Genomic DNA, 13,923 nt, shown 5'->3' with positions numbered 1-13,923 from the left:
GCCTGTACGACGAGACGCTGAGTGCGCGAGGAGATGGTCATGGCAGGAGACACCACCATCACGGTCATCGGTAACTTGACCGATGACCCCGAGTTGCGGTTCACCCCGTCCGGTGCGGCGGTCGCCAAGTTCCGGGTCGCTTCGACGCCCCGTTTCATGGACAAGACCACCAATGAGTGGAAGGACGGCGAGCCGCTCTTCCTGGCTTGCACCGTGTGGCGTCAGGCGGCGGAGCACGTCGCCGAGTCGCTGCAGCGGGGCGCCCGCGTGATCGTCTCGGGCCGGCTGCGTCAGCGGTCCTACGAGACCCGCGAGGGCGAGAAGCGCACCGTCATCGAGCTCGAGGTCGACGAGATCGGCCCGTCGCTGCGCTACGCCACGGCGAAGGTGCAGAAGATGTCCCGCTCCGGTGGCGGTGGCGGCGGCTTCGGTGGTGGCGGCGGTGGTGGTGGCCAGGGTGGCGGCGGAGGCAACTTCGACGACCCCTGGGCTTCGGCCGCACCCTCTCCCGCGCGTGCTGGTTCGGGCGGCAACTTCGACGAGGAGCCTCCGTTCTAATGGCGCCGAGCGCCCGCGATCGCAAACCAGGAGCAAGGTCAATGGCCAAGGCTGCGGCACTTCGCAAGCCGAAGAAGAAGGTGAACCCGCTCGACAAGGACGGGATCACCTACATCGATTACAAGGACACGGCGCTGCTGCGCAAGTTCATCTCCGACCGCGGCAAGATCCGCGCTCGGCGGGTCACCGGCGTGACCTCGCAGCAGCAGCGGCAGATTGCCCGCGCGGTCAAGAACGCCCGCGAGATGGCGCTTCTGCCGTACACCGCAACGGCCCGCTGAGAGGAGGCACCGATATGAAGATCATCCTGACTCAGGAAGTGTCCGGCCTCGGTGCCCCGGGCGACATCGTCGAGGTCAAGGACGGCTTCGGCCGTAACTACCTGCTGCCGCAGGGCTTCGCGATCGCCTGGACCAAGGGCGCGGAAAAGCAGGTCACGGTCATCCAGCGGGCCCGCTCGGCCCGCGAGATCCGCGACCTCGACCACGCGAACGAGGTCAAGGGCCAGCTTGAGGGTCTCAAGGTCAACCTGAAGGCCCGCGCCGGCGACGGCGGTCGGCTCTTCGGCTCGGTCACCTCGGCCGAGATCGTCGACGCCGTCAAGGGCGCCGGCGGTCCGGTCCTCGACCGTCGCCGGCTGGAGGTGCCCGGTCACATCAAGTCGACCGGCACCTACCCGGTGAAGATCAAGCTGCACCCCGAGGTCACCGCATCGTTCAACCTGAACGTCGTTCAGGGCTGACGAAACGCCGGACCACGACGAGGGCCCGCACCGAGCGATCGGTGCGGGCCCTCGCGCATGCGCCATCAGGCTCCGCTCGCCAGCTCAGCCGATCGGTTGACCGGTCACCGCGCTGATCAGCACCGTGGAGAGACCACCGCCGACCACCGCCGCGGCGAGCGCGATCGTCGCCGACCGCCACGTCGTGCCGACCCGCCGCAGCAGCGCCGCCACCATCAGACTGCTCGCCAGCGCCAACCCGAACCGCGGCGAGCCGGCGAGCAACGACTCCACCGCACGGGACCGCGCGGAGTCGCAGCCGCCCCCACTGATGTCGGTGACACAACCGGCGGGCGCCTGCCCGTCCAGCGTCAGCAACCACAGGAAGATCAGCACCGCCGGCACCACGTAGCAGGCGGTGGTGTACAGCAGCGGCCGGACGGACCCACCGGGATCAGGGTCGAGGAGGTCGTCCTCCAGACGCCGCGCCCAGCCGCCCGTCGCCACCGACTCGACCCGCCGCCGCACCGACGCCGTACCGACCGGCGACCGGTCCGCCCTACGCACGGCACCGACAGGGGGTACGGGAACACTGCGCGGCCGCGGAGCGGTGTAACCCACCACCGGCGAACGAGGCGCGGACGTCGTCGAATCCATCCAGCGCGGATCGTCACCGGACAGCCGCGTACCGGACCAGAAGTTGCTGTCCCGGCTCGGCCATCCCTCCGTCAGACGATCCGAGCGGGGCGGCAGCGTCCGGTCCCACTGGTCGTCCTCGACCGAGGACCGCTCCCACTGGCCGGTGCGGTCCGATCGCTCCCAACCACCGACATTCTCCCCCTGGAACCACTGTCCGCTCAGGTCCGTGGCGTCCGGGCCGGGTGGCGGCCACGCGTGCACACCCGACGCGTCCCACGGGTCCACAGCGGGCGCGTACGACGGATCGGGCTCCGCCGGCCGCTCCGACCCACGTTCCCAGGGATCGACCGCCGGACGGGTCCACGACTCCTCTGCCGCGCGTCGGCTGCGCCGCGTCGGCCGGCTCACCTCCGGACGGGACGCCATCTCGGCCGAGCCTGCCTCCAGATCCCCACCGGACCAGATCACCTGGGGACGACCGGCCGGCGCACGACGGGGACGACGGTCGGAGACCGCGCCGGAAACCGGCTCCTCCGCTGAGCCGGCGCGCCGACGGCCCGCGTACCCCTGATCCTGGAGACGGTCGAGCGTCCACTCCCGGGTGTGGTCCGAATCGGGGCCCGCGCCGATCGCCCGCTGTTCACGCCGACCGCTCGCGTCGGCCCGTCGCCTGCCGGTCGCCTCGGCACCACGCCAGCCGGCACCGGAACTCGGGCGCTCAGGCTCGGCCTCGACATCGTCCTCATCGGGCGCTGCATGCCGGCCACCACCGTCAGCCCGTCGAACCCCCGACTCCAGCGCCCATCGCGGCAGGTAGGCGTCGACCGGTTCGTCCTGCCCACGATCCCGCGCACGCCGCCGGCTGGAGGTGCGGTAGCCCGCGTCCTCGTCATAGGGGTCGACCGGAGCGGGCAGCGCAGGCTGACCCCACGAGGTGGTTGGCGGACGCTCGCGCGGGCTGCCCTCCCCGCGTCCCCAGTCCCGGTAACTCACGGCCGGAGTGTGACCCTTCTGAACCCAAAGCGTAATCCGCTGTCCAGGTATAGCCGTTCGCTGGAGATAGTACGGGAAGATCGTGTCACAGAACCGACCGAAATATTCTCCTCCACAGGCTGGGGACCACGTTTTGCCAGTTCAGAGGCTTGCAGCCGAGAATTCCCCAACGGTTGTCCACAGCCTGTGCACACCCTGCGCACATGCTCGTCCACCGGTTTCCACAGGTTGTCCCGAGGCTCATCCACCGAGCCTGTTGAGTCGCTGACCTCGGGGTCCGTATGGTTGGCCCTCGACCGCCGGCGCGATGGCCCCCGATCGACCGGCTCGGTCGAGAGAGCTGTCGTACCTCGGCGGTAGAGCTGGGACCAGATCTGACGCAGTGGAGGGGGGACCGGTGTCGGTCACCGACGACATGCGGGCGGAGTCACGGTCCGGCAACGGTCAGCCACCCGTGCAGCGGGACGGCCAGTTCGACAAGACCCCACCCCAGGACGTCGCCGCCGAGCAGTGCGTCCTCGGCGGCATGTTGCTCTCCAAGGACGCCATCGCCGACGTCGTCGAGATCCTCAAGACCAACGACTTCTACCGGCCGGTGCACGCCACCATCTTCGACATCATCCTCGACATCTACGGTCGGGGTGAGCCGGCCGACTCGATCACCGTCGCGGCGGCGCTCGCCGACTCCGGGGATCTGGTACGCATCGGTGGCGCGCCGTACCTGCACACTCTCATCGCCAGCGTGCCCACCGCCGCGAACGCCGCCTACTACGCGCGGATCGTCAGCGAGCGCGCGGTGTTGCGCCGGCTCGTCGAGGCCGGCACCAAGATCGTGCAGCTGGGCTACGGCACCGCCAGCGGCGGCAGCCGCGACGTCGACGACGTCGTGGACCTTGCCCAGCAGGCCGTCTACGACGTCACCGAACGCCGGGTCAGCGAGGACTTCGCGATCCTGGCTGACATGCTCCAGCCGACGCTGGACGAGATCGAGGCGGTTGGCGCGCAGGGCGGCGTCATGACCGGTGTGCCAACCGGCTTCAGCGACCTGGACCGGCTGCTCAACGGCCTGCACGCCGGCCAGTTGATCATCGTGGCCGGCCGGCCCGGTCTTGGCAAGGCGCTCGCGCTCGACACCCCGTTGCCGACTCCCACTGGCTGGACCACGATGGGTGAGGTCGGCGTGGGTGATCAACTGTTGGCGGCGGACGGCCGCCCCACCACGGTGACGCACGCCTTCGACGTCATGCACGGGCGTCCCTGCTATGAGGTCGAGTTCTCGGACGGCACCGTGATCGTGGCGGACGCAGAGCATCTCTGGAAGACGACCAGCCGGGCCAGCCGACGGCAGAAGCCGAGCCAGCAGAGGCGGTACTGGCCGGAGGAGTCGCTGGTCAGGGTGCACGCTGCGTACGAGAGGTACAGCGGGGCCGGGAACCAGCCCATCACGTTGTTCGAAGCTGTGGAGCAGATCGGGCCGGAGTTCCGCCACGTCCTGCAGACTGTTGCTTCCGAAGTCGGTTCGACCGGTCGGCTAGCCCGTCCCACTGTTCGTCATGGGAAGCCGCGCAACTGGACCGCGCCCGGTTACCCGTCCGGGACGCTGCTGGATGCTTTCCTCCGCCGGGCTGACCGCACGGCGTCGGCTAGCACTCAAGTCGATCACGACGCCGTGGTCACCACTGCTGAAATCGTTGCCACGTTGCGTACCGACACTACCGAGCGACGGCTCAACCATGCGGTACGGAACACCGCCCCGCTCTGCCTCCCGGAGCGGCAGCTACCGATTCCGCCCTACACCCTCGGGGCCTGGCTCGGCGACGGCCACAGTCACGCCAGCCGGCTCACCACGGCTGACGCTGAGATGCTCCAGCACATCGAAGCGGACGGCTTCGTCGTTCGACCTAGCGGTCCATTGGTGTACACCATTCTGCTGCCGGCCCCCTGCGTTGTTCCGGCGAACGGTGTGTGCGTGGACTGCGGCGCGTCCACCCGGGCGCTGCGGGAAAATTCCGCCACTCGGCGATGCGCTGGTTGCCACAACCAGAACGGCTCTTTCCTCGGACTGCTGCGTCAGACCGGGGTAGCGCCGACCAAGCACATCCCGTCCGCTTACCTGCGCGCCTCCGAGGTCCAGCGCCGGGCGCTCCTCGCGGGCCTGATGGATACGGACGGCACCGTCGCCCCAGCCGGCAACTTGCAGTACACGTCTACCTCGAAGCGGCTGGCTGATGATGTTCGCGAGCTCATCGTCAGCCTCGGCTACCGCTGCACCGTCAACGCCGAGCCGGTACGCGGGCGCACCCCCGAGTCGTCGATCGCCTACACGTTGAACTTCTCCACGCCCGACGCGGTCTTCCGACTCAAGCGGAAGCGGGACGCGCACGCCGAACGCCGCCGTACCGCCTCGGACGTGCGCACGACATCCCGCTTCATCGTCGACGTCCGTCAGGTGCCCAGCGTTCCGGTCCGCTGCGTCACGGTGGACAACCCGGAACATCTCTACCTGGCCAGCCGGGCGATGATTCCCACCCACAACAGCACCGCCAGTATGGACTTTGCCCGAAATGCTGCTATTCGCGCCAACCAGGCGGCCGCGATCTTCTCGCTGGAAATGAGCAAGGTCGAGATCGTGATGCGACTGCTCTCGGCCGAGGCGCGGGTGCCGCTGCACGTGCTGCGTAGCGGCCAGCTCTCCGACGACGACTGGACCAAGCTGGCCCGGTGCATGGGCGAGATCAGCGAGGCGCCGCTGTTCGTCGACGACACCCCGAGCATGAACCTGATGGAGATCCGGGCCAAGGCGCGCCGGCTCAAGCAGCGACACGACCTCAAGATGATCGTGGTCGACTACCTCCAGCTGATGACCTCGCCCAAGCGCACCGAGAGCCGGCAGCAGGAGGTCGCCGACCTCTCCCGTGGCCTCAAGCTGCTGGCCAAGGAGGTCGAGTGCCCGGTCATCGCGGTGAGTCAGCTCAACCGTGGCCCCGAACAACGCACCGACAAGCGACCCCAGTTGTCCGATTTGCGCGAATCGGGATGTCTCACTGCGGATACCCGGGTCGTTCGTGCAGACAACAACGCGGAGATCACGCTCGGCGAACTGCTGTCGAACCGGACGAAAGACATTCCAGTCTGGGCCCTCGACGAGGGTCTTCGCTATACCCCCCGCACCATGACCCACGTCTTCCCGAGCGGCACCCGTGAGGTGTTCCGGCTGACGCTGGCCTCAGGCAAGCAGATCGACGCAACGGCGAACCACCCCTTCCTTGCCTTCACGGGATGGGTGCCGTTGGGTGAACTGGCACCGGGCGACCGCGTCGCCACGCCACGACACCTGCCTCCCCCGATGACGATTCGCCCGTGGGCTGAGGCAGAGGTCGTCATGCTGGCGCACCTGCTGGGCGACGGCTCCTTCGTGCGACGTCAGCCGATTCGCTATGCAAGCCGGGACGAGTTGAACCTGCACGCGGTGGCGGAGGCAGCGAAACATTTCGGCATCACCGCCCTGCGCGACGACTATGCGGCCGCGAGGGTGACCACCCTGCGGCTGCCTGCCCCCTTCCGGTTGGCTCGAGGCCGACGTAACCCGATAGCGGAGTGGCTGGACGGCTTGGGCCTCTTCGGTCTGCGCTCGCACGAAAAGTTCATCCCATCCTCGGTCTTCGGACTTCCCAAGGAGCAGGTGACCGTCTTCCTGCGGCATCTCTGGGCCACTGACGGCTCGGTCACCGTCAACAGTTCAGGCCGCGGCGGACGGGTCTACTTCTCGTCCCCGAGTCGGCGAATGTTGGAAGACATCTCCAGGCTGCTTCTGAGGTACGGCATCACTGCCCGTCTCCGGGCCGTGCCGGTGGTTGGCCACCGTCCCCAGTTCACGCTCGACATCTCCGGCCGGGACGACCAGTTGAGGTTCCTGCGTGAGATCGGAGTCCACGGCCAGCGGTCGGAGGGTTGTGCTGCTCTGCTTTCCGCCCTGGAGGCGACGGAGAGCAATACCAACGTCGACACGGTCCCTCGCGAGGTCTGGTCCAAGGTCAAGGAAATCCTGGTCGAGCAGGGGATGTCCCACCGTGAGTTCGCGAAGGCCATCGGCACCCAGTTCTGCGGCAGCACGCTCTGGAAGCACGCGCCCAGCCGCTCTCGGCTCGCGGCGGTTGCCGCGGTGCTCGACTCTGCCGACCTCGACCTGCACGCGACCAACGACATCTTCTGGGACTCGATCGTGTCTATCGAGCCAATCGGTGAGCAGGAGGTGTTCGACGCGACGGTTCTCGGTACACACAACTTCGTGGCGAACGGCATCGCCACCCACAACTCGATCGAACAGGATGCCGACGTTGTCATCCTGCTGCACCGCGACGACTACTACGACAAGGAGTCACCGCGGGCCGGGGAAGCGGACTTCATCGTGGCCAAGCACCGAAATGGGCCCACCGACACGGTGACGGTCGCGGCCCAGCTGCATCTGTCGCGATTCGTGGACATGGCCATCGGCTGATCGGCGCCCGAGAACACATTCGTCCGGGCCGACCGGCCGAGGCAGGCGTCACCCCAGGCTGAGGTCGTGCTCCTCGAGAGCGGCCTGGATGATGTCGAGCGCCTTGGGGCCCATGCCGTGTAGTGCGGCCAGTTTCTTACGGGGCACCCCGGCCAACCCACGCAGAGTCGTGTAGCCCGCATTGTGCAGAGCGCGCGTGGCCGGCGCACCGATCTTCGGCAGCGTGTCGGTTGAAGGTTTCACGTCTTCCTCGTTCATCAGTCACCCCAGCAGGGGGAACCAGCCTGCCGCCTCGCCCAACTCCAGCCGGTCCCGATCGGTGAGGGCGATGCGGCCGGTCGCCTTCAACAGAAACTCCCGATCATCCCACCCGGCGGGGCGGACCGCGTCGTCACTCAACAGACCGTCCATCGTGGACACCGCGACGCGCACCGCCAGTGGTCCGGGTGGTGGCGAGGTCGGCAGCTCCGGCATGAGGTCCAGGTGGTGCACCACGGCCTCGGTGGTGAGGGTGGCCAGGAAGTCGGGTACGCGTAGCACGTGCCCCTGCGTGGTCACGTACCCCTCGGGGTCTGCGCATGCGGCCGCGCGGACCGCCGCCGGTGCGGTCTCCTTCCAGAGGCGGACGATGCCGCTCGGCCGGTCGAAGGCGGACGCCGAGCGCCGGATCCACCAGGCGTGTCCGGTGGCCTGGTCGTCGCCGGCAGGGAAGTCGCGCCAGTAGGACACGTCGTCCACGTCGGCGGGACCGTCGACCGGGCTGGCCAGGGCCACCAGCGCCCGCTGGGCGTCGCCGAGCACGTGCAGGAGCAGATCGGCGACGAGCCAGCCTCGGCACCGGGTGGCTCGTTGCAGGTCAGCGTCGTCGCGGCCGTCGACCACCGCGCTGATGCCGTCGTACGCCTCGGCGAGGGCCTCGTCCGGCCGGGTGACGGTCATGCGATGCAGCCTCGCACGGACCGCCGCGTCAGCCAATCGCTCGGGGCCGGCGTTGCCCGGGTCGACCGCGTGTACCGACCCGGGCGGGAGCTTCGGCCGGACTCAGCCGAACATCTCGTCGAGGAAGCTCTTGCGCTTCTTGTGCCGGTAGTGGCCGTGGTAGCCGTGGTGCTGCTGCTGGTGGCCGTAGGCGGGCGCCGGCGGGTAGCCGTGCGCGGGCGGTGGGGGCGGGGGCGGCGGGACGGCGCCGTAACCGGGCTGGTGCTGGACGGGCGGGGGCGGAGGTGGCGGGTAACCACCCTGCTGCTGCGCCAGCGCGGTCGGCCCGGCCTGCTGGCGACTCCAGTTGGCCTCTGCCTCGAACAGCTTCTCGAGTTCGCCGCGGTCGAGGAAGATCCCCCGGCACTCGCCGCACTGGTCGATGACGACGCCGCTGCGCTCGTACTGACGCATCTCGCCGCGACACTTGGGACAGATGAGGTCACTCATCACCCGACGGTACCCGGTCGACCTAGGCGATTGCTGTGAGCGCCTCGATGACTTCGTCGTCGGAGACCTCGTGGAAATCGTCGTAGTAGACGCTGACCGAGCCGAAGTCAGGCGGGCGCTGGGCGCAGACGACCTGGTCGGCCTCGGCGGCCAGAAGTTCGTACGCCTCCTGGGCGCCGACCGGCACGGCCACCACGACCCGGCGGGCACCGAGCCGGCGGGCGACCTCGACGGCGGCTCGGGCGGTCGCGCCGGTGGCGAGACCGTCGTCGACGATCACGGCGACGCGTCCGGTGAGGTCCAGTGGCGGGCGACCGCCCCGGTAGAGCCGCTCGCGGCGCTCTAGTTCGGCCTGTTCGCGGTGGCTGACCTCGGCGATGTCGTCGCTGCTGAGGCGGCTGGCGATGGCGTCGTTGAGCACCTGCACCCCGCCGGGGCCGAGCGCGCCGAAGGCGACCTCCCGCGCCCAGGGCATGCCGAGCTTGCGGACGACAAGCACGTCGAGGGGGGCGCCGAGCCGTTCGGCGACGACCCGGGCCACCGGTACGCCGCCGCGGACCAGGCCGAGGACGACGGCGTCCGGCTCGCCGACCAGGGCGGTGAGTCGCTCGGCGAGCACCCGTCCCGCATCGGCGCGGTCTCGGTACGTGGTCATGTCTTCAGGTGTACGCCGTGCCGGGTGGTTGCGCCCGCCGGTTACGCCGATGTGGTCCGACCGGGCAGGTGCTCGGACGCCGGAGAGGTCGGTGCGGCCTCCGGGCGGTGCAGGGCGGGTGCCCACGCGAGCAGGGCCAGCGGGTACAGCAGGTAGCCGAACCGGGTGGAGGGCATGAGGGCGATGGCGGCGAGTAGCCCGTACCCGCAGATCAGTGCGCTGGTCGCGGCGGTGCCGGGCGGGCGGCGCGCGAGCCGGACGGCGATGGCCGCGCCGGCCGCGACCAGGAGGGCGGCGGCGATCAGCCGGCCTCCGGGCAGCGCGGTGGCGATCAGGTGACCGGGGAACGGGGATTGCGCCGGGCTGCTGACCAGGCCGTGGCCGAGCGGGAAGCGCAGCACGTTCTCGGTCAGCGCGTCGCGGTCGACAAGCAGTGCCGGAACGAGGGCGACCACGGGAAGTCCGATCGCACCGGCCGCGACCCGGATACCGGCTCGCCGGGTCAGACCCCAGACGATCAGGACCAGGGCGATCGGCCAGGCGAACAGCTTCAGCGCGCCGGCCAGCCCGACCGCGAGGCCGGCCCGGCCCGGCCGCCCGGCGGCGGCGAGCGCGAGGGCGAGCAGGCAGAGGGCGAGTACGGGTAGGTCGTCGCCGCCGGTCGCCAGGGTGAGCGCGCAGATGGGCAGGACGGTGGCGGCCTGCACTGCACGCAGCAGGGCGGCGTCACGCCGGCGATCCCCGCCGAGGGTGGCGGGCGCGGCGCGCAGGGTGGCCACCGCCAGGGCGAGCGCCACCGCGGTGCCCACCGCGAACCACACGCGGGCGTCGGTCCACCAGGTGTCGACGAGTGCCCTGGGCAGGCCGAACATGGCCATGCCCGGCTGGTAGGGCGTGTAGCCGAGCAGTTGTTCACCGGTTGGCAGGGCGGCGATCGCGTCCCGCCCGAGGTACGGCGTGCCGTGTTCCAGCAGGCGGATGCCCGCCTGCTCGACCACCAGCACCTCCTCCTGTGCCCGGTCGGTGCGTCCGTTGGCGCGTTCGACGCTCTGCCAGAGCACGGGTGACAGTGCGGTGGTCACCCAGGCGAAACCGGTCACCACCCAGCGGGAGGCGAGGCCGACCAGCCGGGGGCTGCGCTGGCGCACGACGAGTTGAACGACCACCGCGAGCGTCGCGACCAGGTAGCCGGCGGCGGCGACGGCACCCCACGCGCGGTGCGGCAGGAGTGTCGACGTGCTCGCGGTGATCGCCGCGAAGAGGGCCGAGACGGAGTAGAGGCCCAGGTCGAGGGCGAGTCCGCCGGCGGCGGTGTCGATCGTCCGCCAGCGCTGGCGGACGGCGGTCGGGGCGTCGGCGATCACGGGCGCCAGTCTGGCAGACCTCGTCGTTGACCTCGCTGTCCGCGTGGCCGGGCCTCGGGCTTGGGGGCGCTGGCGCGCGTGCTCGCTCAGGCCGGGAGGTGCCGGTCGGGGCGGGAGCGGCCGGTCTGGCGGCGGGTCTGGTTGAGCCGGATCACGGCGCCGGTGTCGTGCAGCGGCGGTGCCAGGAATCCGGGTTGACCCCCCGACCCGCGCTGCAAGGCGGCGAGCAGGGTGCCGGCGGGCATCGGCCGGGCGAACAGGTGGCCCTGACCGGCCGCGCAGCCCAACTCCCAGAGGGCGCGCCGCTGCGGTTCGCTCTCCACGCCCTCGGCCACCACCGCCAGGTTGAGGCTGCGGCCCAGGTCGAGGGTGGAACGGATGACGGCCGCCGCCTCGGCCGAACTCTCCATCGTCGTCACGAAGCTGCGGTCGATCTTCAGCTCGTGCACGGGTATCCGCGAGAGCAGCGAGAGTGAGGAGTAGCCGGTGCCGAAGTCGTCGAGCGCCAGCCGGACGCCCTCGTCGCGTAGCCGGCTGAGCACCCGGTCGACCACGTCGAGCTGGCTGAGCGTCAGCGTCTCGGTCAGCTCCAGCACCAGCCGCTCCGGCGGGAGGTCGTGGGCGCGCAGTCGGGCCAGGACCGACCCGGGGAAGCGCGCGTCGAGCAGGCTGCGCGGCGAGACGTTGACCGCGACCGGTACGTCGAAGCCGGCGTCGCGCCAGTCGGCCGCGGCGATCAGTGCCTGGTCGAGGATCGCCTCGGCGAAGGCCGGCAGCATTCCGGAGCGCTCCACCGCCTCCAGGAAACGCAGCGGATCGATCAGCCCGTGGGTGGGGTGGTGCCAGCGGGCCAACGCCTCGGCGCTGGTCACCTCGCCGGTGCCCAGGTCGACGATCGGTTGGAAGTTGACGATGAACTCGTGATCGGCGACCGCGCGGGGCAGATCACCGCCGAGGGTGAGACGGTTCAGGTCGGCGGTGTCCCGCGTCGGGGCGTACGTGGAGATCCGCTGGCCGGCTCGCTTCGCCTGGTACATCGCCACGTCCGCGCGGCGCAGCAGCTCGGCCATGCCGCCGCTGGCGGGGGCCACGGAGATCCCGCCGCTGGCCTCGACGCTGATCCGCATGCCGTCCAGCTCGAACGGCTCGTGCAGGGCGGCGAGCAGCGTCTCGGCCCGGTGCGCGGCCACCGCCGGGGCGGGCAGCCCGCGCAGGAGTACGGCGAACTCGTCGCCGCCGAGACGGGCCACCAGATCGCTCGACTGGGCGGCGTCACGTAGCCGGTCGGCGACCTGGACCAGCACCTGGTCGCCGGCAGCGTGGCCGAGGGTGTCGTTGACCTCCTTGAAGTGGTTGAGGTCGATCAGCACCAGGGCCGTCACCCCGTCGGCGTGCCGGGCGCTGAGCTGCTCGGTGCCCTGGTCGAGCAGGTGCCGGCGGTTCGCGAGGTCGGTGAGCGCGTCGTGCGCGGCGGCGTACGCGTGATCGTTGGCCACCCGGGCCAGCTCCGCGTACGCCTGTGCGTTGCGGACCGCCGTGCAGAGAGCCGAGGCGAAGGTACGCAGCGTGTACTGCTCCCGCTCGGACAGCTCGACCGGCCCACGGAAGCGCAGGCGCAGGACGCCGACGTCGACGGAGCGGTCGTGGCCCTCGAGCGGGGTGGGCACGACGGTGCCGTCCACCTCGGTGACCGTGTCGGTCGGCCCGTCGAAGGTGATGCCGCCGGTGGCGCCGCGGACGGTGCGCCGCCCGTCGCGCAGCTCGATCTCGACTTCGTCCGCGGAGAACAACTCGGCGGCCTGGGTGACGGCGGTGGTGAGCACGTTGTCCAGGTCCACGACGTTGAGCGCGTCGGTGGTGCGGGCGAGTCGCTGCCACGCCTGCTGCTCGGTGCGGCCACGGATGCGTGCGGAGTAGGCGAGGTGCAGGCTCAACATCAGTGGCGGGACGGCGAGCAGCAGTCGGGGATCTTCCCGGAGGATGAGAAGCGTGCAGAAGGCCACGATGAAGCGCACGCCGAAGCCGGCAAGCCGCAGGTCAAGGTTGTTCAGGAACTGACGGGCGACAGGTGTGCCGGTGGCCAGCGCGATCACCGGGATCGCCAGCAGATCGTCGAGCAGCGCCGCCACCAGGTAGATCACACCGAGGAGAGAGGCCAGTTCGACCACGCCGGCCGAGGGCCATTGCCAGTGGACGGCCAGCGAGGCGACGCCCGCCCCACCGGCTACCAGGATGTTCTTGCTGACTGCGAAGGCCGCCTTGATCATCGGCAGCTTCATGATGGCTGACCCCACACCGACGCCGACCCCCGTTGCCAGCACCACCCAGGAGGGTGGTGCGACGGCGAGTCCTATCACGATCGCCGTTTCGACCCAGGCGATGGCGTGTGTGGTGGAGCGGATGCGGATCGGGGCCATGACGATCGTGCCCAGCGCAGTCATGAAGATCAGCGCCACGAACGTCGCTCCGTCGCCCACGGAGACCGGCGGACGGGTCAACGCGTTCGCCCCGGCGACGACCGTGGGGACGATTGCCATTACGACGATGAGACCGACGAGCAGCAGGAGCTGTCGATCTGTCCTGGGATTCTGCGGTGACCCCTGGCTCATGAAGCTCCCGTCGTCGCCGACAGTTACCTGTTGACGACGGGAGCTTACCGCTCAGTGCCACCCGGATGTCAGTACCACTCGCTGCCGCGCATTGCATGCTCCCTCCACTCGTCCGGCCGTTTCCGTATTCCGGAACCGTTCTCGTGACGGGGAGCCTAAGCGCAGTTACACCGTTTTAGTAGCAATAAATGTCGGTATGCGCAACATTAGCCAAGCTGGCGGGCTTTGTGACGTTCTGTCCATGCCGCCTGCGCGGAGCGCGGTCGTACTGCACTGGCGATCCGCAGCTTGCGCGCTGCTGCGAGGCTATCGGCGATGCCGCATCCTCCCTAGTGTGGCGACGGTGTTCGGTCGGCCTCATCCGTCAGTTCGGGTCCGGGCTCAATCCGGTCGGGCAGAATCTGGTCTCCCTTGCCTGGTCGGTGTCGGTTCGGGTGGCCTGGTCGAGAGTTTGGTGT

11 protein-coding genes are annotated in these 13,923 nt (G+C 69.7%); 4 read left to right on the top strand and 7 right to left on the bottom strand.

Annotation, left to right across the window (positions count from 1 at the left end; genetic code table 11):
• Positions 1–21: 21 nt before the first annotated feature.
• Genes ACGFH9_RS02770 through rplI form a run of 3 tightly spaced genes read left to right on the top strand, consistent with a single transcriptional unit; the run spans position 22 to position 1,300 of the window.
• The gene (locus ACGFH9_RS02770) at positions 22–558 is read left to right on the top strand and encodes a single-stranded DNA-binding protein (protein WP_266247452.1); all 537 of its coding nucleotides are present in this window, start codon (positions 22–24) and stop codon (positions 556–558) included.
• Between the two features lie 41 nt (positions 559–599).
• Positions 600–839 (top strand): 30S ribosomal protein S18, encoded by a 240-nt coding sequence (rpsR, locus tag ACGFH9_RS02765; protein ID WP_007073789.1) that lies wholly within the window; start codon positions 600–602, stop codon positions 837–839.
• Positions 840–853: 14 nt separating this feature from the next.
• The gene (rplI, locus tag ACGFH9_RS02760; RefSeq protein WP_355248035.1) at positions 854–1,300 is read left to right on the top strand and encodes a 50S ribosomal protein L9; all 447 of its coding nucleotides are present in this window, start codon (positions 854–856) and stop codon (positions 1,298–1,300) included.
• 84 nt (positions 1,301–1,384) lie between these two features.
• Here the strand turns inward: rplI and ACGFH9_RS02755 are convergent, their stop codons facing one another.
• Entirely contained in the window at positions 1,385–2,911 is a 1,527-nt protein-coding gene (locus tag ACGFH9_RS02755) for a hypothetical protein (protein WP_393214319.1), read from the bottom strand.
• A gap of 307 nt (positions 2,912–3,218) precedes the next feature.
• Here ACGFH9_RS02755 and ACGFH9_RS02750 point away from each other — a divergent pair, with 307 nt between their 5' ends.
• Positions 3,219–7,409, top strand: coding sequence for a replicative DNA helicase (locus ACGFH9_RS02750; RefSeq protein ID WP_393214316.1), 4,191 nt, complete (start codon positions 3,219–3,221; stop codon positions 7,407–7,409).
• A gap of 48 nt (positions 7,410–7,457) precedes the next feature.
• Here the strand turns inward: ACGFH9_RS02750 and ACGFH9_RS02745 are convergent, their stop codons facing one another.
• From ACGFH9_RS02745 to ACGFH9_RS02720, 6 genes are all read right to left on the bottom strand, one after another.
• Complete coding sequence (locus ACGFH9_RS02745) at positions 7,458–7,667, bottom strand: DNA-binding protein (protein WP_393214313.1); 210 nt, start codon at positions 7,665–7,667, stop codon at positions 7,458–7,460.
• Between the two features lie 3 nt (positions 7,668–7,670).
• Positions 7,671–8,348, bottom strand: a complete 678-nt coding sequence (locus tag ACGFH9_RS02740) for a maleylpyruvate isomerase N-terminal domain-containing protein (protein WP_393214310.1) — start codon at positions 8,346–8,348, stop codon at positions 7,671–7,673.
• 102 nt (positions 8,349–8,450) lie between these two features.
• A complete protein-coding gene (locus ACGFH9_RS02735) occupies positions 8,451–8,837 on the bottom strand; it encodes a zf-TFIIB domain-containing protein (protein ID WP_393214307.1) in 387 nt (128 codons plus the stop codon).
• 22 nt (positions 8,838–8,859) lie between these two features.
• Entirely contained in the window at positions 8,860–9,492 is a 633-nt protein-coding gene (locus ACGFH9_RS02730; protein WP_393214304.1) for a phosphoribosyltransferase, read from the bottom strand.
• 41 nt (positions 9,493–9,533) lie between these two features.
• Positions 9,534–10,856 (bottom strand): glycosyltransferase family 87 protein, encoded by a 1,323-nt coding sequence (locus tag ACGFH9_RS02725; protein ID WP_393214301.1) that lies wholly within the window; start codon positions 10,854–10,856, stop codon positions 9,534–9,536.
• An 86-nt stretch (positions 10,857–10,942) separates the two neighbouring features.
• Entirely contained in the window at positions 10,943–13,465 is a 2,523-nt protein-coding gene (locus ACGFH9_RS02720; protein WP_393214298.1) for a putative bifunctional diguanylate cyclase/phosphodiesterase, read from the bottom strand.
• Positions 13,466–13,923: the final 458 nt, after the last annotated feature.

Source organism: Micromonospora sp. NPDC049102, assembly GCF_043197485.1.
Taxonomy (GTDB): domain Bacteria; phylum Actinomycetota; class Actinomycetes; order Mycobacteriales; family Micromonosporaceae; genus Micromonospora.
Note: the sequence above shows the minus strand (reverse complement) of the source record. Positions and strands in the feature narration are given on the sequence as shown.

Excerpts from the sequence above, each read along its gene's own strand:
- rpsR (WP_007073789.1), top strand. The coding sequence starts at position 600 with ATGGCCAAGGCTGCGGCACTTCGCAAGCCGAAGAAGAAGGTGAACCCG.
- rplI (WP_355248035.1), top strand. The coding sequence starts at position 854 with ATGAAGATCATCCTGACTCAGGAAGTGTCCGGCCTCGGTGCCCCGGGC.
- ACGFH9_RS02750 (WP_393214316.1), top strand. The coding sequence starts at position 3,219 with ATGGCCCCCGATCGACCGGCTCGGTCGAGAGAGCTGTCGTACCTCGGC.
- ACGFH9_RS02745 (WP_393214313.1), bottom strand. The coding sequence starts at position 7,667 with ATGAACGAGGAAGACGTGAAACCTTCAACCGACACGCTGCCGAAGATC.
- ACGFH9_RS02740 (WP_393214310.1), bottom strand. The coding sequence starts at position 8,348 with ATGACCGTCACCCGGCCGGACGAGGCCCTCGCCGAGGCGTACGACGGC.
- ACGFH9_RS02735 (WP_393214307.1), bottom strand. The coding sequence starts at position 8,837 with ATGAGTGACCTCATCTGTCCCAAGTGTCGCGGCGAGATGCGTCAGTAC.
- ACGFH9_RS02730 (WP_393214304.1), bottom strand. The coding sequence starts at position 9,492 with ATGACCACGTACCGAGACCGCGCCGATGCGGGACGGGTGCTCGCCGAG.
- ACGFH9_RS02720 (WP_393214298.1), bottom strand. The coding sequence starts at position 13,465 with ATGAGCCAGGGGTCACCGCAGAATCCCAGGACAGATCGACAGCTCCTG.